Source organism: Mesorhizobium sp. WSM4850 (assembly GCF_055811735.1).
Window position 1 is genome coordinate 46,919 of record NZ_JBVVPV010000008.1, and the last position, 23,466, is coordinate 70,384.

The window sequence follows — 23,466 nt, forward strand, 5'->3', positions numbered from 1 at the left end:
GATCCACTATGAAACTGATACCAGACTGGAAGGCGGTGCTTTGTCACGCCTACAGCGTCCACTTTGTGGCCATATCAATCTTCTTTGGCGTCCTCGATGTCATCGCTAACTTCTGGACTCTATTCGACGGGCTGCTGCCTATCTCGCGCGGCTGGTTCGCCGGTCTTGGTGTGACGTTCGGCATTCTCGGCCTTGCGGGAAGGTTCATACCGCAGAAAACAATATCGGGAGACGGTAATGCCGATAAATAAGATTGCATCCTCCAAGCGCGCCAAGGCCGCGATTGCTGCCGTGCTCGCTGGCGGGCTGGCGATAGGCGGCACCCTATGGCCAGCGTCCACGCCTCCCGCGGTAGCGCTTGCCGTCAACTCCCTTATCATCCCATGGGAGGGATTGGTGCTCAAATCGCATTGGGACCGTTACGCGAAGATTTGGGATATCTGCTACGGCGAGACTAAGGGCATCGTTCCTGGCATGACCAAGACAAAGGCCGAGTGCGATGCGATGCTTATCAAGCGCGTCACCAATGACTATTACAAGCCGCTAACGAAGTGCATTGCTGAGTTTGAGGGTAAGCCAATAAGCCTGCAGGCGTCGCTTATTTCGGGTGCCTATAACTTTGGTGTTAGCGCAGCCTGCAAATCCACTGCGGCACGCCTAACCCGTGACGGCAAATATCGACAAGCCTGCGAAGCACAGACAGCCTTTAATAAGGCCGGTGGCCAGGTCGTTAATGGTTTGGTCAAGCGTCGTGAGATGGGTGACGCGCAGCGCATCGGCGAGGCGGAACTTTGCGTATCGGGGCTGCCTATTTCGGGTGAGGTGTCATGAAGTGGCTTGACCTTGTTACGGGCGGATACGCCTCACTAATCGTGTACGCAGTAGCCGCTGCGGCAATCGCTGCGGTGCTTGGCTACACATACCATGCCGGCGCTAGCAACAAAGACGCCGAGTGGACGCTGAAATATAATCAGCGCGAGGTGGCCATCGCCGAGGCGTACAACGCGGAAGTGTCGCGGCAAGCACAAGCCAACGCTCTGGCGAAAGCCCTTGAGGCGAAGCGCCTGGCCGAACTCGAGTCCGAGAACGTCGCGTTAGAATTGAAAATCAAGGAACTCTCAGATGAAGCGGACGCTGACCCTGATCGTGATCGCGTTTGCCTGTCTGACGGCAGCCGGCTGCGTATCGACTCGATCCATTAATGTATTTCCGCCGCCGCCTGTGTTAAGCGAGCCTGACCTCGCCTTGGTGGTCCTGTGTTTAGGTCCGGCTCGTCTACCGCAAGGTGCCATCACGCAACACGATGTCGAACGGCTATGGATCTCCGATCGCAAGGCTCTCATACAATGCGGGAAGCGCCTGAAGGCGTTGCGCGATTTCTATAATGACCGCGATGCGGAACTTCGTGGTAAGGCGATGAATAAATGACAGCAGAGCAGATGGTTTATCTAGTGATCGCGGTCGCGGGCGCGGTTGGCGGTATCTATTGGCGGTGGGGCGCGCTTATCGGCAAAGTGCGCGATGACTTGGCATCACATAAGCTCTACGTGGCAGAGAATTACGTCACGAAGGTGGGACTGGCCGAGCAAACCACTCAGATTATGAAGGCGATAGATGGGGTTGCAGATCGCATCGATGGCGTTAATCAACGCCTTGATCGCGTGTTCGAGCAGCCTAAGCCCTCCCGCTCCTAATTCAACACCTAATGTTTCCGAAGCCCGCCAGCCGACAAGCTGGCGGGTTTTTTTGTTGGCCGTGTCCGTATGCCCGTTTACCTTTTTACTTGACACAAGATGCAAACGGGCATATTATTCATCATATACAGCAGTTCGAATCGCTGCCTACCCAGCATTGAGGAGAATACTATGAAACTGTTTGGCGCTCCGTCTGTCGATGGAGCCATTACGAGCATTATGAAGGGTATCGACCGCCTGGAGCGGGCGATCAATCATCACGCTAAGCGAGCATACGCCGAACTGGAAAACAAGAAGGCAGCCGAAGAAGCCCATGACGCGGCCACCGCTGAGGTCAATCGCGCGACGCGCATCAAGTCAAAATTGGAGGAGTTGGTCGCTTAACGCGACTAACGGCAACGAGGAGCGGACCAATGAAGAAAGCCATAGTCGCTGCACTCTTGGGCTCTCTTGCCCTGTCGGCGTGTACGGATGCGGATATCGCGTCCAAAAATCTCTCGAAGGCGGCAGACTACTTCGAGATCGACCGCCGCATCATCTTCTATAACGGCATCACTGGCGGTTACATGTTGACCATCGAGGGTCGCTGTTCGCTCGGCAATGCCGACAGTTCGGGGCAACTCTCAGTCACATGCAAGACGGGACCGAATGCCTTCAAAAAGCACTTCCTCGGCCTGTCCGACAACGTGACCTACTTCGTTTAGCAGATGGAGTCCGCAGATGTCAGCGTCTACCACTACAGAGTGACCTTCAAGCCACAGACGATCCTGCCCGATTTCGACTTCAGGGGAGATGCTGGCGAGTTGACGACCAACCGGAACTAATACGGCAGGCTTTGGCCTGCCTTTTAAACAAACAAGGGGAACACCAATGCGCATTCTTGCCGCGACTTCCCTTGGTGGCGCCGTCTCTTATGACGGCGAGCCGCCAGTGCAAGGCGACGAGGACAAGCAGGCCGAGAGGCCGCAGCTTAGTGTGGGAGGGTGAGGGATATGGCGAAGTTTAAGGTTGGTGATAAGCTAAAGTGGCGCGGCGTATTTAGGGCGTCGATGTACACGGTCGGCAAAGAATATGAGATTGCCAAGGAGTATCGGCCCGGTTGTTTCTATGTCACGGACGACAACGAAAACGTTGAGAGCACTCGGCACACATGGCCTGCGGAAGACATCGAAACTCACTTCGACAAAGCATCGCCCATCCGCATTGTGACGAGCCGCGAGATTGCGCCAGGCACCTATGGAATTGTTGAGGTAGGCGAGGCTGGCGTCTACGGCGTTCCGGTATTCATTTCCTCGTCATGCGGGTATTCGGCGCTACAGCTACGTGAAGCATCCAAGGTGCTTGCCGATCTGGCCGACGCACTGGCAGCATGACCATCCAGCCAGGCGACTACATACGCCTACCGCACTGGCCGTATTGCTGGCCGGCTGTCGCCCCGCAAGGGCGGCAAGGTCTGGCTAGGCGACGCAAGAGGCGGCGTCTGGTCATACGGCGATGCGCTTAATTGGGACAAGGAGACTGACGATGAGCGGGACGCAAGAGAACGGCGACGCGGGTTGGATTAGGCAAATTGGAATTGCCCTTGTTGCTTTTGGCTTGCTTACCTTCCTTGTCATGGCCGCAATCGGAATATGGTTTTGGCTTACGGAAATTATCCCGTTCTTTTGGGAGAGGGGAGACTACACGCCAGCAATAGGTTTGGCTGCATTGGTCTCTTGGGTGGCAGGCTCTTTCATGATCGACAACAAGGAATCCGCCAATTGATCCCGCATACAGACGAAGCACTCGCGGCCGCAGTTGTGGCTCGCCAGGCTCATCCATCATCGGCGGCCGCAGCGCGCGCGCTTGGCATCCCAGACAGCACGCTCAAGTCGCAACTGAAGCGGGCTGCTGAACGCGGCATGATGGGCTTTAAGCCTGTGTTGCCGGGGTTCCGCATTAGCCAAACCACGAGTACACCGCACGGTGACTTCGTGCAGCAGAAGCCGGAACGAGGCGAGCAATTCGAAATGCCTGCCGGCCAGAAGATCAAGGGCGTTAGCGCGCTCGTGGATCCGGACGGCCGCGAAATCATCAAGTGGATTAAGACCGACACAGACCGCGAACAGGCCGCAGCGTTCATGCGCGCTGCGGTGGAGGCGCTCAAGGAAGAGATTCCGCGCGCAGATCCCGTTGCTGTGCCGCAGTGGACAAATGGCGACCTTCTTTGCCAGTACACCATCACAGACGCTCACCTTGGCGCGCTCGCATGGAATGAGGAGACGGGCGGCGGCGACTATGATTTGTCGATAGGTGAAAGGTTGATTGTCGACTGGTTTGCTGCCGCCATCGCAACCTCGCCACCCGCTCGCCGTGCCGTGTTTGCGCAGCTTGGCGATTTCCTCCATTACGATTCGTTCAAGAGCATCACGCCAGAGCATGGCCATTTGCTCGACGGCGACACGCGCTATCCGAAGATGGTGCGGGCTGCCATTCGCATCGTGCGGACGGTAATCCGCCTCCTGCTTGAGAAGCACGAGGAAATCGACATCATCATGAGTGATGCCAACCATGACCCGTCAAGCGAGGTCTGGTTGCGCGAGATGCTGGCCGCTTTCTACGACCACGAGCCGCGTATCAAGGTAGACACCAATCCTGGCACGTACTCCATGATTGAGCATGGCGACGTGACTCTCTTTTATCATCACGGTCACCGTCGCGGCGTTGCTAACGTCGACTCCGTGTTTGTCGGCAAGTTCCGACAGGCTTACGGGCGCACTCGGTTCTCATATGCCCACGTCGGACATAAGCACGCCGACGAGCTCAAAACCACCAACCTCATGAAGGTTGAGCAGCACGAGACGCTGGCGGCGCCAGACGCCTATGCTGCTAACGGCGGATGGCTCTCCGGTCGGTCTGCCAAGGTCATCTACTACCACTCGAGGTTTGGCTATGTCGGTCGCAACGTCATGACGCCAGAAATGGTGGCGGGAGCATATGTCGCAGCTAACGACAATGAACCAGTGAGGGAGGCTGCGTAATGCGCTGCGCACGGTATGTCATCAATTACAAGCGAGAATATCGTGACTTCATTTACGGATATGAGGTCGAATTACTTGAGGGTGACCTTGTGACGGAGGAAGTCTACACGTCGCACAAGTTTGACATAACAGAGTTCCGCGTTCCCGGCTGACGGGCGTTCTCAACTTACGACATCTACGAATCGCGCGATGCCGCAGTCGATGCGGCGCGAGAAATCGTGCGCGCGAGCAGGAAGCGGTGGGAAGACATAGGCAAACTGTTTGACGGGCCTTTCGCCAATGACAACGAACCGGCTGGGGCCGCAGCATGAACTGGCAAGAATGGTGGCCAACATGACTGCGCAGCAGTTGGAGCGGGCTTTGGTTCATGGGTGCCAGGCGTGAAACTCGATCCGCTAGACTACGTGCCTCGCCTCAAGGTGCTCAAGGAGAAAGTCGGTCTGTACGAGGCCAAAAAGCAGTTGGACCGCGAATACCTTCTGAATTCGATCGATGAGGCCAAGAACTTTTATGAGCTGCGCGGCGTCATCCGCGCCATAGCCGAGAAGGTGCTTTAATGATCCGCCAACGACAGATTGAAATCATGACGGCCGAACTGGCGAAGTCCGAACAGCTTTCGCTAAAGGACTGCCGGCGATGGATTGAGCGCGGCTTTGCGGCTGTGGATGCGGAGGAGCAAAAAGCTATGAACGACAATGTCAACGGCACGCTTCGCAATGCCTACCGAGTGCCGCGGGGAGCAGACATCCGCGCGCCGTGCTTGAGCGGTCAGGTCTATGGCGACACAAAAGGCCGGTTCCGCGACGGTGAGCGAATAACTACAAGCACCATCATGTCCGAAGAAGGCGACGTGTTTCGGACGCGCTTCAGCGTGTATCGCGTTGAGAGCTGGTATGCGCCGGAGTTGGCGGCATGATTCCCGACGCGAAGACTGATCGGGAATATGAGGCGTACGCAAAGACCACCCGCAATTGGGTTGAGCACGACACGCTGCCGCAAGAGACGTTTGGGCCGATGAGAGCCGTAGCCAACGCTGTTGCAGAGGCAAATGCGTCAATGGGTACATTCAATGAAGCCCTTCGCTTGCGAGAGGAGCGAAAACTGCAGGCTGGTCAAAGGACGGCCAACGACAACTTGCGCCAGGTTGTGCCTACGGCGGCAACTGAGCGCAAGAGGGATTGGAATGAAGGCCTGCCGCGATCCGGTGATTGGATGCAGACATTCACCGGCCGACAGTTCTGGCCGATGGATCCGCGCGCAGACGAGGTGTTTGTTGAGGACATCGCTCATGCGCTGAGCATGCAGTGCCGGTACGCTGGCCACTGCCTTCAGTTCTACAGCGTAGCCGAGCACAGCGATCATCTGGCTTGGTGGCTGTTCCCTCAGTATGGTCACGCCGTGGCTCTGTGGGCGCTACTGCACGATGCAAGCGAAGCCTACCTTGTGGATGTGCCGCGGCCCGTGAAGCCTTTCCTTACTGGCTACAAGCCTGCCGAGGCCAGGGTCATGGCGGTCGTTTGTGAGCGCTTCGGTTTGCCGCCGGAGATGCCGAAGGTCGTACACGAAGCCGACCACGACATCATTGCCGACGAGCGAGCCAACATGGCACCGTGCGTCGCCGCGTGGGCGGGTGGCTACGACAAGCCGCTGGGCGTCAGCCTTCAGTATTGGACACCGGCCACGGCCGAACACGCCTTCCTGGCGTCGTTCGAGTTCTTCTCTCGTAATGTGGCGAGGGCTGCCGCATGACCGAGCAAATCATCTGGTGGACAGGCTATTCTATCTTGTGGTCGGCTGGGGCGCTTGGTGCGCTGGCCATTGTCGCGGCGGCAAACGCAGTGGCGGTTGCTGGTGCCGTGCACTACGCCAAGCGGTTCGGCAACGTAAATCAGAACCTGCGGGACATGCGCGCGTGGGTGGCCAATGGCAAGCCGCAGTGGCGGCAAGTCGACGGTCGTTTCCAGATTGTGCCTACCGAGGAGACATCATGAACACCTTCTACGTCGGACAGGAAGTCGTCTGCATCGACGCCAAGACGCCACCGCACGTAACCATCCCGCTGCCTGTGGCCGAGGGCCAGATCTACAAAATCCGCTGGATTGGCCCTTACGCCAGTTATGTCGATGGCGAGTTCATCGGCGTTCGTCTTGAGGGAATCGAGCGCGGCGTGTGCCCGACTTATGGCCACGACGATCCGCCCTTCAACGCCAAGCGCTTTCGACCGGCTGTCAATGATCCGCTCGCTCTCTTCAAGCGCATTGCGACCGACCCGGATTTCAAGATCGACGCACCGGAAGGCCCAGTGCGCGGTGTGCCTGTTCAGGATGACGATGGCGGTGATGGTGTGAAGAAGCGAGTTAAGGAGGATGTTTGAAATTGACAGCGAACGGGCACTACTACGATGATGCTGAGGACTTTGGCTACAGCACAGGCAAGTATGCCAGGCCAGCCAACGACAACCGCTTAGAAGCGCCGGCAGCGGCTCGCGCCAACCACATCAACGGTCTCGTCTCGTACTTCCACGGCAAGTCGCTTGCGGCAGGATGGTGGGATGGCGATGCCTCTCCGTCCAATCCCTATGTCATCGCCACCAAACTCATGCTGGCGGTAAGCGAGCTTTCAGAGGCAATGGAGGGGCTGCGCAAAGACCTTATGGACGACAAACTGCCGCATCGAAAGATGGGGGAAGTCGAGCTTGGCGACGCGCTTATCCGCATCTGCGATCTAGCTGGCGCACTCAGATATGACCTTGGCGGCGCGACGATGGAGAAGGACGCTTATAACTCTGTGCGGGCGGACCATAAGCCCGGAGCTCGAATGATAGCTGGCGGTAAGAGGTATTGAGGATGACGTATGATGATTACCGCAAAATCGGACACGGTGCGCTTGTGTCGCTAACATTGTCTGTCCATCCGTTGCTTTGGTATGGCTGCGCAGCCGTTTCTGGCGCCATCTTAGGCTTGTACATATGACCGCCGCCCTCGCATATGACCCTTGGGGCGGACACGATCTACCAGCCAACGACAATGGCGAGCCAGCACGCGGCAAACCAGTCATGATTGGCCTCACCGGTCTGCGCAACGTCGGCAAGTCCACCGTAGCCAAGTTGCTCAAGGACGAGTTCGGATTCGTACCCGTGCATACCTTTGCGTCGGGCAAGGAGGCGACCCGAGAGTGGTTCATCGCCATTGGCATCGATGCAGAGACGGCGTGGGAGATGGTCTACGGCGACCTGAAGGACGTGCCTAGCGACGAATTGCCTGGAGGTGTTGCGCCGCGGTTCTTCCTCGAGAAATTCGGGCACTTCATGGGCTCGACCATGGGTGTCGATTGGACGCTCGGACTTGAGGTGGCGCTTGCTCGAAGGCGCTACCCGGGAAGGCCTATCGTGGTGGAATCTCTCGTCTATGAAGCGCCGTGGTTCCGCGCACAGGGAGGCACCGTGTGGCGTCTCGATCGGCCAGGGCATGAAGGACCGACCGGCGTCGAAAGCGACGCTGTACAGGCTGCGATTGCCGCAGACGCCACCATTGGAGCGACGTCCGTTGATGAGTTGAAGGATAAGGCGCGGAAAGCCTTGCAGCAGCTGATTGGTGGGGCCTGATGCAGGAAATCCCAATCAGCGCAGCGAAGCGCATTGCGACCGAGTACGGATACGACCAGGTAATTGTCTACGCGAGGGTCTGCCACGATAGCCCTGAACCACACGGCGAGCACATGACGACATATGGGGGCGCAATGTCGAACACTGCGGAGCGGCTGCCAAGATTGGGCAAACGTTAAAACGATGGATGGGCTGGCCGGAATAAGTCCGCCTGAATGGTAACAACAGCCGCCCTTGCTCACGCTTGGGCGGCTATTTCCTTTTCAGGAGACACCTGCCTTCTGCGCAGCCTTTGACGGTATGTACTCGCCCGTCTTCGGATCCTTGCGACGGCGAAACTTGCGCTCGCCGGCAGGTTTCTTTTCGCGAGGCACCAGGCTTTCTGCGGTTGGTGCGCGCAGGATCATGCCAGGCGAGAACATGCCGTCACCGCGGCTAAAGCCTTGGGTGACGCGCTCGGGCAGCAATCCATTGTCATGAAGCCATTTGACATCTGCTACCACGCGATCAACACGCTCACCTGCCTCTGCGGCCAGCGCTTCCTTGGCGGCGATCTCTGCGCGCCTCTTACGCTCGCGGGCCGCCAGTTCAAATTCGGCCTGCCTGCGCTCAAACTCAGCGTCGCTTATCTCGAGTAGTTCCGGTCGAATCTTATCGATAGTTGCGGCCATGCATTGTCCCTCTATGGAATGCATGGCCTATAGCTTGTCGGCTGGCGGGCCGCAAGCCTAGGGCGCTAAACGTAAAGCGCTGGGACACAATCCCGTATTAAGCAGCAGACAGTCTTGGCATGGCCCGGTCGCCGGCACCACGTTGACTAGGCTATCGCCTAGCATCATTCTGTCTCTGTTTGGATCCACGGCTGCGAACGATCGCACCCCGTAAACCTCTCCTCGTCTTCCTACCTTGTTCCTGCACATAACCAGAGATGGCATCGACTGGTCTTTGTGCGATACGCATTGCCCTAGTTTGAATTGCCAGTCACTATCCTCATACACGTTACCGGTAGCGGACGGCATCGCCATGTTGCCCATTTTACCCAAACCACTTTCTTTGTTTAGAGCATCCCTTTCTTTCCCGCGCAGAGCGCAAAGTCCGCACCTCAATGCTTCGTCAACAAGCCGTCGTTAGGGCGGCAAGCCGGGGGTTGATAACTCACTCGGCGGTGAGCCGATGGCTTTTAGCTTTCGCCTGGACATAACGCATCGCCCCCGGCCGAAGCCAGGACGTGCGTTGCCACCGAGCAAATCGCACAAAACACCGACACAACGTGCCGAGGTAGGGTGTGGGTTATCAAGCCCATGATCGTATTGTAACTAATCGTGACGGACTGCAAGAGGTATTTGTTATGTAAGCAAAATCTTAATTGGCCTTAATAGAAAATTGACTGCGTCTCTAGGCAACTGTGCATAATCATCCGTGTGGCAGCGCTACCGTCACCTTGGAAGTTTTCCAGCAACATAAATCCGGTTGTGATGCCGGTTGTTACATGCGGTGCATCTAATGTACTTGGCGGCAAATCTTAGATAAGCCTCGCCTGACCGGCGCTGGAGTCGGTCGCGGTCTATCGGTGCCTCGTGGCCGCACGAGCCGCACCGCGCGCCGAGCACCCACCAGTCGGCGACGTCATCGAAACGAACTTCGTAATAGACCTTGCCGGTGAGTTCTGAGAGCTCCATCGGACGAGTGTAGCGCGCAGCGGAATAAATTCCTAGCCTAGCATTTGAATCGAAACGGAACCAACTTAGCGTTCGCTAATTGAATCGCGATCGTTGGAGTTTCGTGCATGCGTAAAACCGCCAGCCCCGACCGGCTGAAGTTCATAAAGCCGCAAGAGCCGGTCTTGGTGGAAACGCCACCAGTGAGCGACGACTGGCTGCATGAGATCAAATACGACGGATTCCGTACCCAGATCATTCTTGATTGGGCCGGCGCTCGAGCACTCACTAGAACCGGCATAGACTGGTCAAAGCGATACTGGCCCATCGTCGCAGCAGCCGAGAGGATGAAGGCCAAGTCCTTCATCCTAGACGGTGAGATGATAGCGCCCGATCCCGACGGCAGGCCGAACTTTCACGAGATGCACTCCCGCATGGCATGGAACGCCGAACTGCTGGCCTTCGTAGCCTTTGACATCATGCATCTTGACGGCAAGGATTTGCGCTCCTTGCCGGCGATCGAGCGCAAGGCGATCCTGTGGGATATGGTCAAGCCGGCCGAAGGCATCATCCAGTATAGCCAGCACGTCGAAGGCGGCGGTGCCGACTTCTATGCGACCGTCGAGAGGATGGACTTGGAGGGCATGGTCTCGAAGCGCCGCGGCAGCCCGTATCGCAGCGGCGAAAGCGAATCCTGGCTGAAGATAAAATGCTGGGAGTTGGGCAACTTCGATCTGCTCGGCATCAAGCGCGAGAACGGTAAGCGCACAGAGGCGATTGTCGCGCGGGACGGGAAGTATGCCGGGTCACCATCCATATCGCTCACGAAGGAAATCCGCGAACGTCTCCTGCGGCGTGTTCGGAAGGCCAAGCCGCAGCCGCCTGCAGGGCTGCCAAAGGCCGTTGCCACGGCTGACGTCGAATGGGTGCCGCCAGGCTTCAAAGCCGTTGTGAGGTCGCTACGTGGCGAGCCTAAGCTACGGCACGGGTCTGTGAAGGAGATTAGGGACGAGTGAGCCCGCAGTCAGCCTGCGAACAGTTCCTTGTAGCCGGTCGTTACCATCCAGTTTGCCCGGTCGATATGGCTGCGGACAGCGTTGCGGGCGCGCACCGGTTCAATAGCCGGGTCGATGCCGAGGATGAGATCTGCCATCTCCTCTATGCTGGCATCGTCGGCGCAGGCGTCGAGGATCTGACAATAGACCGTGAAATTCTGTCTGTCGTAATCCGTGATCGAGTCCGACCATGGGACTTCTTCAAAGATTCCAGGTAGCATGTATAGTTCTGTCCCTATCGATTGACGAGGCGCACATTCTGCCGCGGATCTGGCGATCGTCAAGGATCGATGCTATATCGGCTGGATGGCAGGCAGAGTCATTCAGGATGTGATCGACAGCGGAGATATGGTGCACGCCTGGTGCCAGTTCGCCCACATCGCGTCCGCGCCGTGCCTGGCTTTGGCGATCGTGCGGGCTAGGGATTCTAGGGTCATTGGCGCGCACCGGAACGAAGGTCTTCAAGCCACATCTGATGGGCAAAATCAACGCCATATTTCTCAAAGTGTGCGAGGAATTTCTTGATTATGAGTGGCACTGGAGTGGTGCCGTTCGCGTAATAACGGGATGTCCTTTCTTGAATTCCAAGCAGCCTTGCCGCCATGGGGTGCGAGATATTAAGACGTGACAGCGCGTCCACATATTGCTTTTGCGTCATCCATCCACCACCCATATCACTTCCCTCCGCGCGCAAGCGCAAGTGCGGCGTCGATTTCGTTTAGGACGCTACCGCGAACCTTGCCCATCGACGCGGCTCGCGCCATTTTCAGCGCAGCCACGAGCGCGTCGTGGGCGTTGACGCGGCACGTAATCTCCTTGGCTATGGCCATACTCTCGCGCTCGCCGCGCGATGGGAAAACATGATTGGCCGTCGTGGCGCAGACCTTGTTACCCACCTCGTCCGAACAAGCGATGCCCGTTCCTCCGGCCATAACTTTCCACGGCAGTGGCGCGAGTTTTGCGAACGGAAAACCGCGCGCCAGACCTTCCAGATTCATCATTCCTCCTTGCCGCTATCGCGGTCCATCATCTCTTTCGCCAACCCAACGCCGTAGCGCTCGATGTAGGCGAGCAGGCGGGCGACGGGTGGGGGTATGGCGCGTTCGCCAAGAGCCCACCGTTTGCTAGTTCTAAGGTCGACACCCAACAGGGGCGCGGCCCGATTGTGCGATAGTCCGAGCCGCTTGAGGGCACCCCGGTATTCATCGGGCGTCATGGCACCTAACGATCACAGGCGAATGCGACGCGCTCCGCACTCTGCTCTGCATTGAAATCGCGGCTAGCACGAGACCATGCGGCGCGCTCTTCAGCAGTGACGTCGATGTCGGGCATGAATTCTTCCGCGCGGTCGCAAACTGCGTTCCATTCCGCATCCGTCATCGGGCCGAAGAAATGCCCGAAATTGCCAGCTTCATTATCTTGCGCGCCCTTCATGATTCGGGCGAGTACAAGAGCGGTCTTGGCAATTGTTCAGTCATGTCCGTATCTCCCTCTTTCGATACGACACATATAGTGGCCATTGGCCACCATGTCAAGGCCCATAACGCCAACGGTAACGCGCCGTAACACTGGCTAGCGATATCAACGGCTTGCGCCGCTAACCTAGCTAACAACGCGTTAACCAAGCTTAAGAAGTTGCAACGATGTTGACGAGCGCCTGAAGCGCCGCCGGGCCATGCGGTGGCGGATGCGGCAAAAAGGTCCTCCCGCACGACGCCCTTGCTTCGTGAGGCGGCTATCGGTATAGAATTGACGTAAACGTAAGGGTGCAGATTGTGCCGTTTGCGATTTTGTTTGTTGAAACCACGAGTGGAAGCACGCCCCCGCTTCGACTCAGGCGACGCACGGTCCAGGACCGCGGCGCCACCAGATGGGGAAAGCCAGTGACCATGAAACTTGTTTCGCCCGGCGAAGCCGCGGCCAATACCAATGACATGTCCGATAAAGCCGGCGAGGATCTTGTCCGCATCGGCGAGATGGCCAAGAAATACGGAGTAACGCTGCGTACGCTGCGTTTCTACGAGGACAAGGGCCTTCTCAATCCGCAGCGCGACGGCTCGACCCGTCTCTACACGCGCCGCGACAAGGCGCGGCTGAAGCTGATCCTGCTAGGCCGCAAGGTCGGGTTCTCGCTGCGCGACGTCAAGCAGATGATGGACCTCTACGACCCCAGCGGTTCCAACACCAAGCAGTTGCGACTGACGCTCGAAAAGTCGGAGAAGCAGCTTGCCCGCCTGCAGAAGCAGCGGGCTCTGATCGACGATGCCATCAACGAGTTGAGCAACTCGATGGCGGCGGTGCGTCAGATGCTGAGCGAACGCTCGGCGCCGCAGGCCAGCGTCGCCGGGTAATTCTTCGCCCGCTTCCGGTGAACGGCCTTCTGGGAGAGAGCCGCGTGGGCCTTGGCTGCGCGGCTCTTCCCTTTGTCTTGCGGCTGCGACGGGACGAATATCTTTCAATCTGTTCGGACTGGCTACGGCCAGCGCCGTTACGCTATGAGCGAGCGGCGGGGATTAATTTGTCGCATCAAAAAATTGACGTTTACGCAAACGTCAACTTTTGCTATTCCGACCTGAACATTGGTCCGCATGCCCGTCTGACTTCACATTGGGGATTCGGGGCCAAGGCCGCATGGTGGAGGAAATGCATGCCGATCTACAGGGCGCCGGTCCAGGACACGCTGTTTGTGCTGAAAGAAGTGCTGGGCTACCAGCGCTATTCCAATCTTCCCGGATTTTCCGACGCGACGCCGGACGTGGTCGAGGCCATCCTCGCCGAGGGCGCCAAGCTCGCTGAAAATGTCATGCAGCCGCTGAACCGCGTCGGCGACATGGAAGGCTGCGAGCGCCATGGCGACGGTTCGGTGACGACGCCGAAGGGCTTCAAGGAGGCCTTCGACCAATACCGCGAGGGCGGCTGGTTGGGGCTGGCCGCACCCGTCGAATTTGGCGGCCAGGGTCTGCCTTACGCGGTGCATACCGCTGTTTCCGAATATATGATTTCGGCCAACATGTCGCTGATGATGTACCCCGGCCTGACGCAGGGCGCGATCGCCGCGATCATTACCCATGGCACCGACGAGCAGAAGGCGCTCTGGTTGCCGAAGCTGGTCGAAGGCGTCTGGACCGGCACCATGAACCTGACCGAGCCGCATTGCGGCACCGATCTCGGCCTGCTGCGCACCAGGGCGGTTCCCAATGGCGACGGCACCTACAGGATCTCAGGCCAGAAGATCTTCATATCGGCCGGTGAGCACGACATGGCGGACAACATCGTCCACCTGGTGCTGGCCCGCATCGACGGCGCGCCGGAAGGCGTGAAGGGCATTTCGCTGTTCATCGTGCCGAAACTCAAGCTCGATGCATCAGGCAATCCTGGCGAGAAGAACACCGTCTCCTGCGGCTCGATCGAGGAGAAGATGGGCATCCATGGCAATTCGACCTGCGTCATGAATTATGACGAGGCACAAGGCACGCTGCTTGGCGAGACGAATGGCGGGCTGAAAGCCATGTTCACGATGATGAACGAAGCGAGGCTCGGCGTCGGCCTGCAGGGGCTTTCTCTGTCGGAGGTCGCCTACCAGAACGCTGTGTCCTATGCCAAGGATCGCCTGCAGGGACGCTCCGTGTCTGGGCCGAAGGCGCCGGACAAGAAGGCCGACCCGATCATCGTCCACCCCGATATCCGCCGCAGCCTGATGACCATGAAGGCCTTCAACGAGGCCGGTCGCGCACTGGCACTGTGGACGGCGATCAAGTCCGATATCGCCCACCGTGCCAGTGACGACAGGGACCGCCAGGCCGCCGACGACTACACCGGGCTGATGACGCCGGTGGTCAAGGGCGTGCTCACCGACAAGGGTTTCGACCACGCAGTGATGGCGCAGCAAGTGTTCGGCGGGCACGGCTATATCGAAGAGCACGGCATGAGCCAGTTCGTGCGCGATGCCCGCATCGCCATGATCTACGAGGGTGCCAACGGCATCCAGGCGCTCGACCTCGTCGGCCGCAAGCTGGCCTTGAATGGCGGCCGTGCCGTGCAGGCCTTCTTCAAGGAGGTCGGCGAGTTCTGCGAGGAGAACCGCACTGACGAGAAGATGGCGCCCTTTACCAAGGCGCTGAAGAAGGGCCTCAACGATCTGCAGGCGGCGACGATGTGGCTGATGCAGAACGGCATGGCCAAGCCCGATAACGCCGGTGCCGCCTCGACCGACTACATGCATCTCTTCGGCCTGGTGGCGCTGGGCTATATGTGGGCGCAGATGGCCAAGGCGGCCGGGGCGAAATTGGCGAACGGCGCCAATGGTTCTTCGGCGTTCTACGATAGCAAGCTGGTGACGGCGCGCTTCTTCATGGAGCGAATCATGCCGGAAACGTCGGCGCACCTCGCCCGCATCTCCAGCGGCGCCGATACATTAATGGCACTGCCGGCGGAAGCGTTCTAAGCTCGATTTTCCCTCCCCTCGAGGGGAGGGGGGACGTCGGCGCAAGGGAGAAACAGCATGACCAACCCCGCCGAAATTCTTGGCCTTCCCAAACCAGCCTGGGCGGCGGACGAGGTCGGCATGCTCTACGACATGGCGCACCGCTTCATGTCGGAAGAGATCGCGCCACGCTATGACGAGTTCGAGAAGAACGAGATGGTCGACCGTGAGTGCTGGCTGAAGGCGGGCGCGGCCGGTCTGCTCTGTGCCTCGATGCCGGAGGAATATGGCGGTTCGGGCGGGACGTTCGCGCATGAGAGCGCCATCATCGAGGCGATCGGCCATGTCGGCGTCGACGGTTTCGGCATCGGCCTGCACAATTCGATCGTCGCCCCTTACATCCTCCACTACGGCTCGGAGGAGCAGAAGAAGAAGTGGCTGCCGAAACTGGCGACCGGCGAGCTGATCGGCGCCATCGCCATGACCGAGCCCGGCGCCGGCTCCGACCTGCAAGGCGTCAAAACGCGCGCCGAGAAGGACGGCAACCAGTACAAGGTCAACGGCTCAAAAACCTTCATCACCAACGGCCAGCTCGCCAATTTCATCATAATTGTCACCAAGACCGACCCGGAGAAGGGCGCCAAGGGCACTTCGCTGATCGTCGTCGAGACCGACGAGGTGGAAGGGTTCGAGCGCGGCCGCAACCTCGACAAGATCGGGCTCAAGGCCAACGACACGTCGGAACTGTTCTTCAACGATATGCGCGTGCCGACTTCCAATCTGCTCGGCCACGAGGAAGGCCAGGGCTTCGTCCAATTGATGCAGCAATTGCCGCAGGAGCGGCTGCAGATCGGCACCGGCGCCATCGCCATGGTCGAACGGGCGCTGGCGTTGACCATCGACTACGTCAAGGAGCGCAAGGCCTTCGGCAAGGCGATTATCGATTTCCAGAACACCCAGTTCAAGCTGGCCGAATTGAAGACCGAGGCGACCATCGGCCGGGTCTTCTACAATGACTGCGTCGCCCGCCATATCAATGGAGGCCTCGACCCGGTGACGGCCTCGATGGCCAAATACTGGCTGTCAGACCTGCAGGGAAAAGTCGTCGATGAATGCCTTCAATTGCATGGCGGCTATGGCTACATGAATGAGTATCCGATCGCCCGCATGTTCCGCGACGCCCGCGTCCAGCGCATCTACGGCGGCACCAACGAGATCATGAAATTGCTGATCGGGCGCTCTCTCTGAGAGACTTTCAGCAAACCAAGGAGCAGAAAATGGCCGAAGCTTATGTCTATGACGCCGTGCGCACGCCGCGCGGCAGGGGCAAAAAGGATGGCTCGCTGCACGAGGTGCCGGCGGTGCGGCTCGGCGCCAAGGTGCTTGAGGCGATCCGTGACCGCAATGGGCTGGACACCGGCGCCGTCGACGACATCATCTTCGGCTGCGTCGATCCGGTCGGCGAGGCGGGCTCTGTCATTCCGCGCGCCGCCGCCTTCGAGGCCGGTTACGACACGAAAGCGCCCGGCATGCAGATCTCGCGTTTCTGCGCCTCTGGCCTGGACGCCATCAATTTCGGCGCCGCCAAGATCGCGCAAGGCGCCGACGAGATCGTCATCGCCGGCGGCGTCGAATCGATGTCGCGCGTCGGCATGGGCGCATCCGGCGGCGCCTGGTTCATGGACCCCTCGGTCGGCCTGCCGGGCTGGTTTGTGCCGCAAGGCATCTCGGCCGATCTGATCGCCACGAAGTACGGCTTTTCGCGCGACGACGTCGACGCCTATGCGGTCGAAAGCCAGAAGCGCGCCGCCAAAGCCTGGGGCGAAGGCCGCTTCAAGAATTCGGTGATCTCGATCAAGGACCAGAACGGCCTGACCATCCTCGACCACGATGAGCACATGCGGCCTTCGACCGATATGCAATCGCTGGCGGCCCTCAACCCGTCTTTCGTCATGCCCGGCGAAATGGGCGGCTTCGATGCCGTCGCGGTGCAGAAGCATCCCGAGGTGGAGGAGGTCAATCACGTCCACCACGCCGGCAATTCGTCCGGCATCGTCGACGGCGCGGCGGCCGTTCTGCTCGGCTCGAAGAAGGCTGGAAAGTCGCTCGACCTGAAGCCGCGCGCTCGCATCCGTGCATTCGCCAATATCGGTTCGGAGCCGGTGCTGATGCTGACCGGTCCGGTCGACGTGACCGAGAAGCTGCTGAAGCGTGCCAGGATGAAGCTGTCGGACATTGATCTGTTCGAGCTCAACGAGGCGTTCGCCTCGGTGGTGCTGCGCTACATGCAGGCTTTCGACATTTCGCACGACAGGATCAACGTCAATGGCGGCGCCATCGCAATGGGCCATCCGCTCGGCGCAACCGGTGCGATGATTTTCGGAACGGTGCTGGACGAACTGGAGCGCCGGGACCTGAACACCGCGCTGGTGACGCTCTGCATCGGCGCCGGCATGGGCACCGCAACGATCATCGAACGCGTCTGACGGGAGAGAGACCGATGAGCTACACCAACTTCACCCTCGACATCGACGCCGATGGCATCGCGCTGGTCACCTGGGACATGCCCGACCGCTCGATGAACGTCTTCACCGAAGAGGCGATGCTGGAGCTGAACGCCATCGTCGACAAGGTGGCGAGCGACGCGTCGATAAAGGGGGCGGTGATCACCTCCGGCAAGGACACGTTCTCCGGCGGTGCCGACATCACCATGCTGCAGAAGATGCTGTCGAAGTTCGCAGCCGATAAAGCCAAGGACCTGGACAAGGCGACCAAGGCATTGTTCGACAATGCCGGCTACATGACCGGCTTGTTCCGCAAGCTGGAGACCTCAGGCAAGCCGTGGGTATCGGCGATCAACGGCACCTGCATGGGCGGTGCGTTCGAGCTGTCGCTCGCTTGCCATGGCCGTGTCGCGGCCGATTCCGACAAGGTCAAGATGGCGCTCCCCGAAGTGAAGATCGGCATCTTCCCGGGTGCCGGCGGCACTCAGCGCGTGCCGCGGCTGACCGACCAGCAGCAGGCGCTGCAGATGCTGACTTCCGGCCAGACGCTGTCGCCGCAGAAGGCCAGGTCGATGGGCCTGATCCATGAGATTGCCGAACCGACGAAGCTGGTCGAAACCGCCAAAGCCATGATCAAAAATGGCTTGAAGCCAGTGGCGCCGTGGGACGAGAAGGGCTTCAAGCTGCCCGGCGGCCCGGTCTATTCGGTGGCCGGCGCCAATCTGTGGCCACCTGCAATCGCCATCCTGCGTCGCGAGACCTATGGCAACTATCCGGCCGCCGCGGCCATCCTGAAATGCGTCTATGAAGGCTTGCTGGTGCCGTTCGACACCGGCTTGCGCATCGAGCAGCGTTATTTCACCGAAATCATGCAGACCAGAGAAGCGGCGGCGATGATCCGCTCGCTGTTCGTGTCGCTGCAGGAACTGAACAAGGGCGCGCGTCGTCCGGCCGGCGTGCCGGAAACCAAGTTCAAGAAGATCGGCGTGCTCGGCGCCGGTTTCATGGGCGCCGGCATCGCCTATGTCACGGCCAAGGCCGGCATTCCGGTGGTGCTGCTCGACCGCGACATGGACGCTGCCGCCAAGGGCAAGGCGCATTCGGACAGCCTGATCTCGGATCAGGTCAGGAAGGGCCGCGCCAAGCCGGAGGACAAGGACAGGCTGCTGTCGCTGATCACGCCGACGGCGGACTATGCCGACCTCACAGGCTGCGACCTGGTGGTCGAGGCGGTATTCGAGGATTCGGGCGTCAAGAAGGACGCCACCGAAAAGGCGGAGGCCGTGCTGAAGCCGTCGGCGATCTTCGCGTCGAACACGTCCACCATCCCGATCACGTCGCTGGCGAAGGATTCGGCGCGGCCGAAGAATTTCATCGGCATCCATTTCTTCTCGCCGGTCGACAAGATGATGCTGGTCGAAATCATTTTGGGCAAGAAGACGGGCGACAAGGCGCTGGCCACCGCGATCGACTTCGTCCGCGCGATCAAGAAGACGCCGATCGTCGTCAACGACACGCGCGGCTTCTACGTCAACCGCTGCGTGCTGCGCTACATGTCGGAAGCCTACAAGATGTTGATCGAGGGCGTTCCGGCGCCGATGATCGAGAATGCGGCGAAGGCCGCCGGCATGCCGGTCGGCCCCTTGGCGCTGACGGATGAAACGGCGATCGACCTCGCGCAGAAGATCATGAAGCAGACCATGCGCGATCTCGGCGACAAGGCGGTCGACCCGAAGCAGATGACGCTGATCAACACGCTGGTCGACACGCATGGCCGCTTCGGCCGCAAGAACGGCAAGGGTTTCTACGACTATCCGCAAAAGCCTGCCAAGAAGAAGCTGTGGCCGGGCCTGAAGGATCTCTATCGGCAGTTGCCGCCTGAAAAGGTCGACTATGAGGAACTGAAGCAGCGGCTCCTGGTCATCATCGCGTTGGAGGCGGCCCGGGTGATGGAGGAGGGCATCGTCACCGATCCGCGCGAGGCCGATGTCGGCTCGATTCTCGCCTTCGGCTTCGCGCCCTTTACCGGCGGCGTGCTGTCCTACATCGACGGCATCGGCGCAAAAAAATTCGTCAAGATCGCCAAGGGTCTTCAGAAGAAGTACGGCGCCGAGTTCAAAGCGCCGAAGCTCCTGCTCGACATGGCAGAGAAGGGTGAGACTTTCTACGAACGCTTCGATCCCTATGCCAGGAGCGAGGCCAAGAAGGCGGCGTGACGCCGCCTTCGGTGGTGGACAAAATCACGGCCACCGGTTAGAACGGAGAAGGTATTTTTTCCTGTTCGGAAGGAGGGCAAAAGTGCTCTCGCATGACCGCGTATGGGCCGCCATCGATGCTCTCGCCGAGCGCTATTCGCTCTCGGCCTCGGGGCTGGCGAAACGCGCGGGCCTCGATTCGACTGCCTTCAACAAGTCGAAGCGGCTGTCCTCGGATGGGCGGCCGCGCTGGCCGTCGACCGAGTCGCTGGCCAAGATCATCGAGGCGACCGGCGCCTCGCTCGACGAATTCACCGGACTGGTCGAAGGCCGGGGCAAGACCGTTCCCGGATCTCTGCCGGCACAGACGTCTTCGGTGCCGCTGCTCGGCTTCGCCCAGGCCGGCGCCGGCGGCTTTTTCGACGATGCCGGCTTTCCCGTGGGCCAGGGCTGGGACCTGATCGAGCTTCCGGCACGGGCGACCGAAACCTCCTATGCGCTACAGGTCCAGGGCGATTCCATGCTGCCGCTCTACCGCAACGGTGACGTGCTGATCGTCGAGCCGGGCGCCGCCACCCGCAAGGGCGATCGCGTCGTCGTCAAGACCTATGCCGGCGAGGTAATGGCCAAGGTGCTGGACCGTCAGACGGCGAAGTCGATCATGCTGGTCTCGCTCAATCCCGATCACCCGGATCGCGACATCCCGATGCGCGATGTCGAATGGGTGGCGCGGATTGTCTGGGCAAGCCAGTAGGGGCCGCCGGTGCGTCCGCTTCATGCCGCCGCCGCGGTGTTGACGATCCTGGCAATGGGGGCTGCGATTGCCGCAGGTGGCCGCGCCGTGCTGCAGGACGAAAATGGGCGCGTCGCGGCTCGGGCGCAGGCCGGCATCGCGGCGCAATCCCGAGCGCCTGCTGCATCAGCAAATCCGCGACCCAAGGCGGCGAGCCCAGAGGCGCATTCCAGGGCCATCGATCCCGAAGTCGTCGCGCCGCCGCAGCTTCAGCCGCAAGAGCTTGAACGGGTCGAGCCGCGCGCGCCGCTGAGTGAGTTGGCGCTGGCCGGACCGCCCAAGCCGCCCAAAACGAAAATGCCCGACGACTGGAACGGGACAAAACTGTTCCAGCCGGTTGCATCGGCCGCCGGTGTGATCGAGGCCAAGGGCTACTCCGTCGCGATTTCCGGCGTCGACATCGTCAGGCAGGACGAAACTTGCACCGACGGCGGCAAGTCGTGGACGTGTGGCACCCGGGCGCGAACGGCGTTCCGTGCCTTCCTGCGCGGTCGGGCGGTGGTCTGCACGGTGCCACCCGAGGGCGGCCGCGACCTGATCACCGCCGATTGCCGCGTCGGCCACCGGGATGTCGGCCAGTGGTTGATCGAAAACGGCTGGGCGCGCGCCGCCAAGGGTGGCCCTTATGTCGAGACCGGCGAGAAGGCCCGTATGGCGAGGAAGGGCATTTTCGGGCCGGCGCCCAGTCTCTCCGGCCTGCCTCCGGCGCCAGCCCCTTTTGCGGCCACAGCCCAGCCGACGCAGCCGATTCTCGATCCGTCGGCGACGGCTACGCCGACATCCGAGACGACTGCTACGCCGCCAACTGACCGGCCAGCGCCTTCTGAATGAGCGCGCGGGTTTCTGCGATGCCGTAGAGCGCGGCGAAGGAACCGAAGCGCGGGCCGCGCTCTTGTCCGATCAAAATCTGGTAGATCATCTGGAAGAAGGCGACGGAGACGCCCGGCCCGCCTTCCGGGCTTTGCTTCGAATGGTCCTGATAGCGTTCGATCTTGCGCGCGACGTTGAGCGCGGCATTCTGGATCGCCTCGCCATCGGCATCTGGCGGCAATGCGGCGAGCGCTTCGGACAGTTTCGTCAGCGCCTCGCGCTCGACCGGGTCGGCGGCCCGGTACACCTTGGCCGGCTTCACGAAATCGTCGAAATAGCGGATCGCATATTCGGCCAGCCGGTCGAGCTCGGGATGGGTCTTCGGCGTCACGCCTGAGGTGTGGCGCAAAATGAACCCCCACAGCACGTCCTTGTTCTGGGCGTTCGAGGCGCTGACCAGATTGAGCAGCAGCGCGAACGACACCGGCAGGTCGACGACAGGCGGGTTCCCGTCATGCATGTGCCAGACGGGATTTCCCAGCCGCTCCTTCCACTCCTGCCGGCGATAGGCGGACAGAAAGGCGTAATACTCGTCCACCGCCTTCGGAATGACGTCGAAATAGAGCTTCTTGGCCTGCCGCGGCCGCTGGTACATGTAGAGCTCGAGGCTTTCGGTCGGCGCGTAGGTCAGCCACTCGTCTATGGTCAGTCCGTTGCCCTTCGACTTCGAAATCTTCTGGCCGTTCTCGTCCAGGAACAGCTCATACACGAAATGCTCGGGAGCGCGCCCGCCCAGGATATTGCAGATACGGTCGTAGATCACCGCATTCGTCTGGTGGTCTTTGCCGAACATTTCGAAATCGACGCCGAGCGCCGCCCAGCGCATGCCGAAATCCGGCTTCCACTGCAGCTTCACCCTGCCGCCGGTTATGGGCAGCGTGGTTTCGGTGCCGTCATCGTCGAAGGTGATCGTGCCGGCCTTGGCGTCGACATGCTTCATGGGGACGTAAAGCACGCGGCCACTTTTGGGGGAAATCGGCAGGAACGGACTGTAGGTCGCCTGACGCTCCTCTCCGAGCGTCGGCAGCATCACGTCCATAATCTTATCGAAACGTTCGGCAGCGCGCAGCAGAACGTCGTCGAAACGGCCAGCCCTGTAGTATTCCGTCGCGCTGGCGAACTCGTAGTCGAAGCCGAACGTGTCCAGGAAACGGCAAAGCATTGCGTTGTTGTGGTCTGCGAAGCTCGCATAGTCGCCGCCGAAAGGATTGGGGACGAACGAGAGCGGCTTGTGCAGGTGCGGCTCGAGTGCGGCGCGATCGGGGACGTTGTCCGGAATCTTGCGCATGCCGTCCATGTCGTCGGAAAAGCACAAGATCTTGGTCTTGACCGTGTCCCGGGTGAGGACGCGGAAGGCGTGGCGCACCATCGAAGTGCGTGCGACTTCGCCGAAAGTACCGATGTGCGGCAGCCCCGACGGACCGTAGCCGGTCTCAAACAGGACGGTCTCGGGAAAGTCAGTGTCTTTGTAGCGCTCGACGATCTTCCTGGCTTCGTCGAACGGCCACGCCTTGCTTTCAGCCGCTGCCGCAAGCACCTCGGGATTGAGATCGATGATGTTTGATCCCGCCATGTCACCGTTTCCAAATTATTCGCCGGCATCGCCGCAAAAAGGGATGATTTTTTCAACCGGTCTCTAGGCGTGCCTGC

Annotated in this window: 29 protein-coding genes and 1 pseudogene; 24 read left to right on the plus strand and 6 right to left on the minus strand. The window is 59.9% G+C overall.

Features of this window, described 5'->3' with window-relative positions; translation table 11 throughout:
* Window positions 1-8: 8 nt before the first annotated feature.
* The 16 genes and pseudogenes from AC0L2Z_RS11080 to AC0L2Z_RS11155 all read left to right on the plus strand — a co-directional run bounded on the left by AC0L2Z_RS11080 (window position 9) and on the right by AC0L2Z_RS11155 (window position 8,318).
* Window positions 9-251, plus strand: a complete 243-nt coding sequence (locus AC0L2Z_RS11080; protein ID WP_473627943.1) for a DUF7940 domain-containing protein — start codon at window positions 9-11, stop codon at window positions 249-251.
* Window positions 238-831, plus strand: a complete 594-nt coding sequence (locus AC0L2Z_RS11085) for a lysozyme (RefSeq protein WP_473627944.1) — start codon at window positions 238-240, stop codon at window positions 829-831. The genes AC0L2Z_RS11080 and AC0L2Z_RS11085 overlap by 14 nt, the downstream gene beginning before the upstream one ends.
* On the plus strand, window positions 828-1,202 hold the full coding sequence (locus tag AC0L2Z_RS11090) for a hypothetical protein (protein ID WP_473627946.1): 375 nt from the start codon (window positions 828-830) through the stop codon (window positions 1,200-1,202). Before AC0L2Z_RS11085 ends, AC0L2Z_RS11090 begins: the two co-directional genes overlap by 4 nt.
* 222 nt (window positions 1,203-1,424) lie before the next feature.
* Window positions 1,425-1,694 carry a hypothetical protein gene (locus tag AC0L2Z_RS11095; protein ID WP_473627947.1) on the plus strand — a complete coding sequence of 90 codons (270 nt, stop codon included), beginning with the start codon at window positions 1,425-1,427 and terminating at the stop codon, window positions 1,692-1,694.
* A 171-nt stretch (window positions 1,695-1,865) separates the two neighbouring features.
* A complete protein-coding gene (locus AC0L2Z_RS11100) occupies window positions 1,866-2,078 on the plus strand; it encodes a hypothetical protein (protein WP_473627949.1) in 213 nt (70 codons plus the stop codon).
* Between the two features lie 29 nt (window positions 2,079-2,107).
* Window positions 2,108-2,518: pseudogene (locus AC0L2Z_RS11105) on the plus strand (beta-sandwich lipoprotein).
* Window positions 2,519-2,686: 168 nt separating this feature from the next.
* A complete protein-coding gene (locus AC0L2Z_RS11110) occupies window positions 2,687-3,067 on the plus strand; it encodes a hypothetical protein (protein WP_473627951.1) in 381 nt (126 codons plus the stop codon).
* Between the two features lie 151 nt (window positions 3,068-3,218).
* The gene (locus AC0L2Z_RS11115; protein ID WP_473627952.1) at window positions 3,219-3,458 is read left to right on the plus strand and encodes a hypothetical protein; all 240 of its coding nucleotides are present in this window, start codon (window positions 3,219-3,221) and stop codon (window positions 3,456-3,458) included.
* Window positions 3,455-4,714: an oxidoreductase gene (locus AC0L2Z_RS11120; protein WP_473627953.1), complete on the plus strand. Its 1,260-nt coding sequence runs from the start codon at window positions 3,455-3,457 to the stop codon at window positions 4,712-4,714. Before AC0L2Z_RS11115 ends, AC0L2Z_RS11120 begins: the two co-directional genes overlap by 4 nt.
* A gap of 380 nt (window positions 4,715-5,094) precedes the next feature.
* Window positions 5,095-5,271, plus strand: coding sequence for a hypothetical protein (locus tag AC0L2Z_RS11125; RefSeq protein ID WP_473627954.1), 177 nt, complete (start codon window positions 5,095-5,097; stop codon window positions 5,269-5,271).
* Window positions 5,271-5,630 carry a hypothetical protein gene (locus AC0L2Z_RS11130; RefSeq protein ID WP_473627955.1) on the plus strand — a complete coding sequence of 120 codons (360 nt, stop codon included), beginning with the start codon at window positions 5,271-5,273 and terminating at the stop codon, window positions 5,628-5,630. Before AC0L2Z_RS11125 ends, AC0L2Z_RS11130 begins: the two co-directional genes overlap by 1 nt.
* Window positions 5,627-6,463: a hypothetical protein gene (locus AC0L2Z_RS11135; protein ID WP_473627957.1), complete on the plus strand. Its 837-nt coding sequence runs from the start codon at window positions 5,627-5,629 to the stop codon at window positions 6,461-6,463. Before AC0L2Z_RS11130 ends, AC0L2Z_RS11135 begins: the two co-directional genes overlap by 4 nt.
* Complete coding sequence (locus tag AC0L2Z_RS11140; protein ID WP_473627958.1) at window positions 6,460-6,705, plus strand: hypothetical protein; 246 nt, start codon at window positions 6,460-6,462, stop codon at window positions 6,703-6,705. Before AC0L2Z_RS11135 ends, AC0L2Z_RS11140 begins: the two co-directional genes overlap by 4 nt.
* Complete coding sequence (locus tag AC0L2Z_RS11145; protein WP_473627959.1) at window positions 6,702-7,088, plus strand: CAP-Gly domain protein; 387 nt, start codon at window positions 6,702-6,704, stop codon at window positions 7,086-7,088. Before AC0L2Z_RS11140 ends, AC0L2Z_RS11145 begins: the two co-directional genes overlap by 4 nt.
* Window positions 7,085-7,558: a nucleoside triphosphate pyrophosphohydrolase family protein gene (locus AC0L2Z_RS11150; RefSeq protein ID WP_473627960.1), complete on the plus strand. Its 474-nt coding sequence runs from the start codon at window positions 7,085-7,087 to the stop codon at window positions 7,556-7,558. Before AC0L2Z_RS11145 ends, AC0L2Z_RS11150 begins: the two co-directional genes overlap by 4 nt.
* A gap of 124 nt (window positions 7,559-7,682) precedes the next feature.
* Entirely contained in the window at window positions 7,683-8,318 is a 636-nt protein-coding gene (locus AC0L2Z_RS11155; RefSeq protein WP_473627961.1) for a hypothetical protein, read from the plus strand.
* Between the two features lie 263 nt (window positions 8,319-8,581).
* Here the strand turns inward: AC0L2Z_RS11155 and AC0L2Z_RS11160 are convergent, their stop codons facing one another.
* Complete coding sequence (locus AC0L2Z_RS11160; protein ID WP_473627963.1) at window positions 8,582-8,989, minus strand: hypothetical protein; 408 nt, start codon at window positions 8,987-8,989, stop codon at window positions 8,582-8,584.
* Between the two features lie 1,115 nt (window positions 8,990-10,104).
* On the opposite strand from AC0L2Z_RS11160, the gene AC0L2Z_RS11165 reads away from it, so the two are divergent.
* The gene (locus AC0L2Z_RS11165) at window positions 10,105-10,992 is read left to right on the plus strand and encodes an ATP-dependent DNA ligase (protein WP_473627964.1); all 888 of its coding nucleotides are present in this window, start codon (window positions 10,105-10,107) and stop codon (window positions 10,990-10,992) included.
* An 8-nt stretch (window positions 10,993-11,000) separates the two neighbouring features.
* On the opposite strand, the gene AC0L2Z_RS11170 is transcribed toward AC0L2Z_RS11165, so the two are convergent.
* The 4 genes from AC0L2Z_RS11170 to AC0L2Z_RS11185 form a co-directional block, all read right to left on the minus strand.
* Complete coding sequence (locus AC0L2Z_RS11170) at window positions 11,001-11,252, minus strand: hypothetical protein (RefSeq protein ID WP_473627966.1); 252 nt, start codon at window positions 11,250-11,252, stop codon at window positions 11,001-11,003.
* A gap of 212 nt (window positions 11,253-11,464) precedes the next feature.
* Window positions 11,465-11,689 carry a hypothetical protein gene (locus AC0L2Z_RS11175; RefSeq protein ID WP_473627968.1) on the minus strand — a complete coding sequence of 75 codons (225 nt, stop codon included), beginning with the start codon at window positions 11,687-11,689 and terminating at the stop codon, window positions 11,465-11,467.
* Window positions 11,690-11,705: 16 nt separating this feature from the next.
* Window positions 11,706-12,029, minus strand: coding sequence for a hypothetical protein (locus AC0L2Z_RS11180; protein WP_473627969.1), 324 nt, complete (start codon window positions 12,027-12,029; stop codon window positions 11,706-11,708).
* A gap of 223 nt (window positions 12,030-12,252) precedes the next feature.
* The gene (locus tag AC0L2Z_RS11185; protein ID WP_473627971.1) at window positions 12,253-12,465 is read right to left on the minus strand and encodes a hypothetical protein; all 213 of its coding nucleotides are present in this window, start codon (window positions 12,463-12,465) and stop codon (window positions 12,253-12,255) included.
* A gap of 455 nt (window positions 12,466-12,920) precedes the next feature.
* Here AC0L2Z_RS11185 and AC0L2Z_RS11190 point away from each other — a divergent pair, with 455 nt between their 5' ends.
* From AC0L2Z_RS11190 to AC0L2Z_RS11220, 7 genes are all read left to right on the plus strand, one after another.
* Window positions 12,921-13,382: a MerR family transcriptional regulator gene (locus tag AC0L2Z_RS11190; protein WP_473628054.1), complete on the plus strand. Its 462-nt coding sequence runs from the start codon at window positions 12,921-12,923 to the stop codon at window positions 13,380-13,382.
* Between the two features lie 296 nt (window positions 13,383-13,678).
* Window positions 13,679-15,475 carry an acyl-CoA dehydrogenase gene (locus tag AC0L2Z_RS11195; protein ID WP_473627973.1) on the plus strand — a complete coding sequence of 599 codons (1,797 nt, stop codon included), beginning with the start codon at window positions 13,679-13,681 and terminating at the stop codon, window positions 15,473-15,475.
* 57 nt (window positions 15,476-15,532) lie between these two features.
* Window positions 15,533-16,702: an acyl-CoA dehydrogenase family protein gene (locus AC0L2Z_RS11200; protein WP_287174623.1), complete on the plus strand. Its 1,170-nt coding sequence runs from the start codon at window positions 15,533-15,535 to the stop codon at window positions 16,700-16,702.
* A 29-nt stretch (window positions 16,703-16,731) separates the two neighbouring features.
* Window positions 16,732-17,940: an acetyl-CoA C-acetyltransferase gene (locus tag AC0L2Z_RS11205; protein ID WP_023802169.1), complete on the plus strand. Its 1,209-nt coding sequence runs from the start codon at window positions 16,732-16,734 to the stop codon at window positions 17,938-17,940.
* 14 nt (window positions 17,941-17,954) lie between these two features.
* Window positions 17,955-20,174: a 3-hydroxyacyl-CoA dehydrogenase NAD-binding domain-containing protein gene (locus AC0L2Z_RS11210; RefSeq protein ID WP_473627975.1), complete on the plus strand. Its 2,220-nt coding sequence runs from the start codon at window positions 17,955-17,957 to the stop codon at window positions 20,172-20,174.
* Window positions 20,175-20,256: 82 nt separating this feature from the next.
* Entirely contained in the window at window positions 20,257-20,907 is a 651-nt protein-coding gene (locus AC0L2Z_RS11215) for a S24 family peptidase (protein WP_128170882.1), read from the plus strand.
* Window positions 20,908-20,916: 9 nt separating this feature from the next.
* On the plus strand, window positions 20,917-21,777 hold the full coding sequence (locus tag AC0L2Z_RS11220; protein WP_473627977.1) for a thermonuclease family protein: 861 nt from the start codon (window positions 20,917-20,919) through the stop codon (window positions 21,775-21,777).
* Here the strand turns inward: AC0L2Z_RS11220 and AC0L2Z_RS11225 are convergent.
* Complete coding sequence (locus AC0L2Z_RS11225) at window positions 21,740-23,389, minus strand: lysine--tRNA ligase (protein ID WP_473627979.1); 1,650 nt, start codon at window positions 23,387-23,389, stop codon at window positions 21,740-21,742. The genes AC0L2Z_RS11220 and AC0L2Z_RS11225 overlap by 38 nt on opposite strands.
* Window positions 23,390-23,466: the final 77 nt, after the last annotated feature.

Excerpts from the sequence above, each read along its gene's own strand:
- AC0L2Z_RS11080 (WP_473627943.1), top strand. The coding sequence starts at position 9 with ATGAAACTGATACCAGACTGGAAGGCGGTGCTTTGTCACGCCTACAGC.
- AC0L2Z_RS11180 (WP_473627969.1), bottom strand. The coding sequence starts at position 12,029 with ATGAATCTGGAAGGTCTGGCGCGCGGTTTTCCGTTCGCAAAACTCGCG.
- AC0L2Z_RS11195 (WP_473627973.1), top strand. The coding sequence starts at position 13,679 with ATGCCGATCTACAGGGCGCCGGTCCAGGACACGCTGTTTGTGCTGAAA.
- AC0L2Z_RS11100 (WP_473627949.1), top strand. The coding sequence starts at position 1,866 with ATGAAACTGTTTGGCGCTCCGTCTGTCGATGGAGCCATTACGAGCATT.
- AC0L2Z_RS11085 (WP_473627944.1), top strand. The coding sequence starts at position 238 with ATGCCGATAAATAAGATTGCATCCTCCAAGCGCGCCAAGGCCGCGATT.
- AC0L2Z_RS11140 (WP_473627958.1), top strand. The coding sequence starts at position 6,460 with ATGACCGAGCAAATCATCTGGTGGACAGGCTATTCTATCTTGTGGTCG.
- AC0L2Z_RS11160 (WP_473627963.1), bottom strand. The coding sequence starts at position 8,989 with ATGGCCGCAACTATCGATAAGATTCGACCGGAACTACTCGAGATAAGC.
- AC0L2Z_RS11190 (WP_473628054.1), top strand. The coding sequence starts at position 12,921 with ATGAAACTTGTTTCGCCCGGCGAAGCCGCGGCCAATACCAATGACATG.
- AC0L2Z_RS11185 (WP_473627971.1), bottom strand. The coding sequence starts at position 12,465 with ATGAAGGGCGCGCAAGATAATGAAGCTGGCAATTTCGGGCATTTCTTC.
- AC0L2Z_RS11155 (WP_473627961.1), top strand. The coding sequence starts at position 7,683 with ATGACCGCCGCCCTCGCATATGACCCTTGGGGCGGACACGATCTACCA.
- AC0L2Z_RS11110 (WP_473627951.1), top strand. The coding sequence starts at position 2,687 with ATGGCGAAGTTTAAGGTTGGTGATAAGCTAAAGTGGCGCGGCGTATTT.
- AC0L2Z_RS11205 (WP_023802169.1), top strand. The coding sequence starts at position 16,732 with ATGGCCGAAGCTTATGTCTATGACGCCGTGCGCACGCCGCGCGGCAGG.
- AC0L2Z_RS11225 (WP_473627979.1), bottom strand. The coding sequence starts at position 23,389 with ATGGCGGGATCAAACATCATCGATCTCAATCCCGAGGTGCTTGCGGCA.
- AC0L2Z_RS11130 (WP_473627955.1), top strand. The coding sequence starts at position 5,271 with ATGATCCGCCAACGACAGATTGAAATCATGACGGCCGAACTGGCGAAG.
- AC0L2Z_RS11090 (WP_473627946.1), top strand. The coding sequence starts at position 828 with ATGAAGTGGCTTGACCTTGTTACGGGCGGATACGCCTCACTAATCGTG.
- AC0L2Z_RS11200 (WP_287174623.1), top strand. The coding sequence starts at position 15,533 with ATGACCAACCCCGCCGAAATTCTTGGCCTTCCCAAACCAGCCTGGGCG.
- AC0L2Z_RS11135 (WP_473627957.1), top strand. The coding sequence starts at position 5,627 with ATGATTCCCGACGCGAAGACTGATCGGGAATATGAGGCGTACGCAAAG.
- AC0L2Z_RS11210 (WP_473627975.1), top strand. The coding sequence starts at position 17,955 with ATGAGCTACACCAACTTCACCCTCGACATCGACGCCGATGGCATCGCG.
- AC0L2Z_RS11145 (WP_473627959.1), top strand. The coding sequence starts at position 6,702 with ATGAACACCTTCTACGTCGGACAGGAAGTCGTCTGCATCGACGCCAAG.
- AC0L2Z_RS11170 (WP_473627966.1), bottom strand. The coding sequence starts at position 11,252 with ATGCTACCTGGAATCTTTGAAGAAGTCCCATGGTCGGACTCGATCACG.
- AC0L2Z_RS11095 (WP_473627947.1), top strand. The coding sequence starts at position 1,425 with ATGACAGCAGAGCAGATGGTTTATCTAGTGATCGCGGTCGCGGGCGCG.
- AC0L2Z_RS11165 (WP_473627964.1), top strand. The coding sequence starts at position 10,105 with ATGCGTAAAACCGCCAGCCCCGACCGGCTGAAGTTCATAAAGCCGCAA.
- AC0L2Z_RS11175 (WP_473627968.1), bottom strand. The coding sequence starts at position 11,689 with ATGACGCAAAAGCAATATGTGGACGCGCTGTCACGTCTTAATATCTCG.
- AC0L2Z_RS11115 (WP_473627952.1), top strand. The coding sequence starts at position 3,219 with ATGAGCGGGACGCAAGAGAACGGCGACGCGGGTTGGATTAGGCAAATT.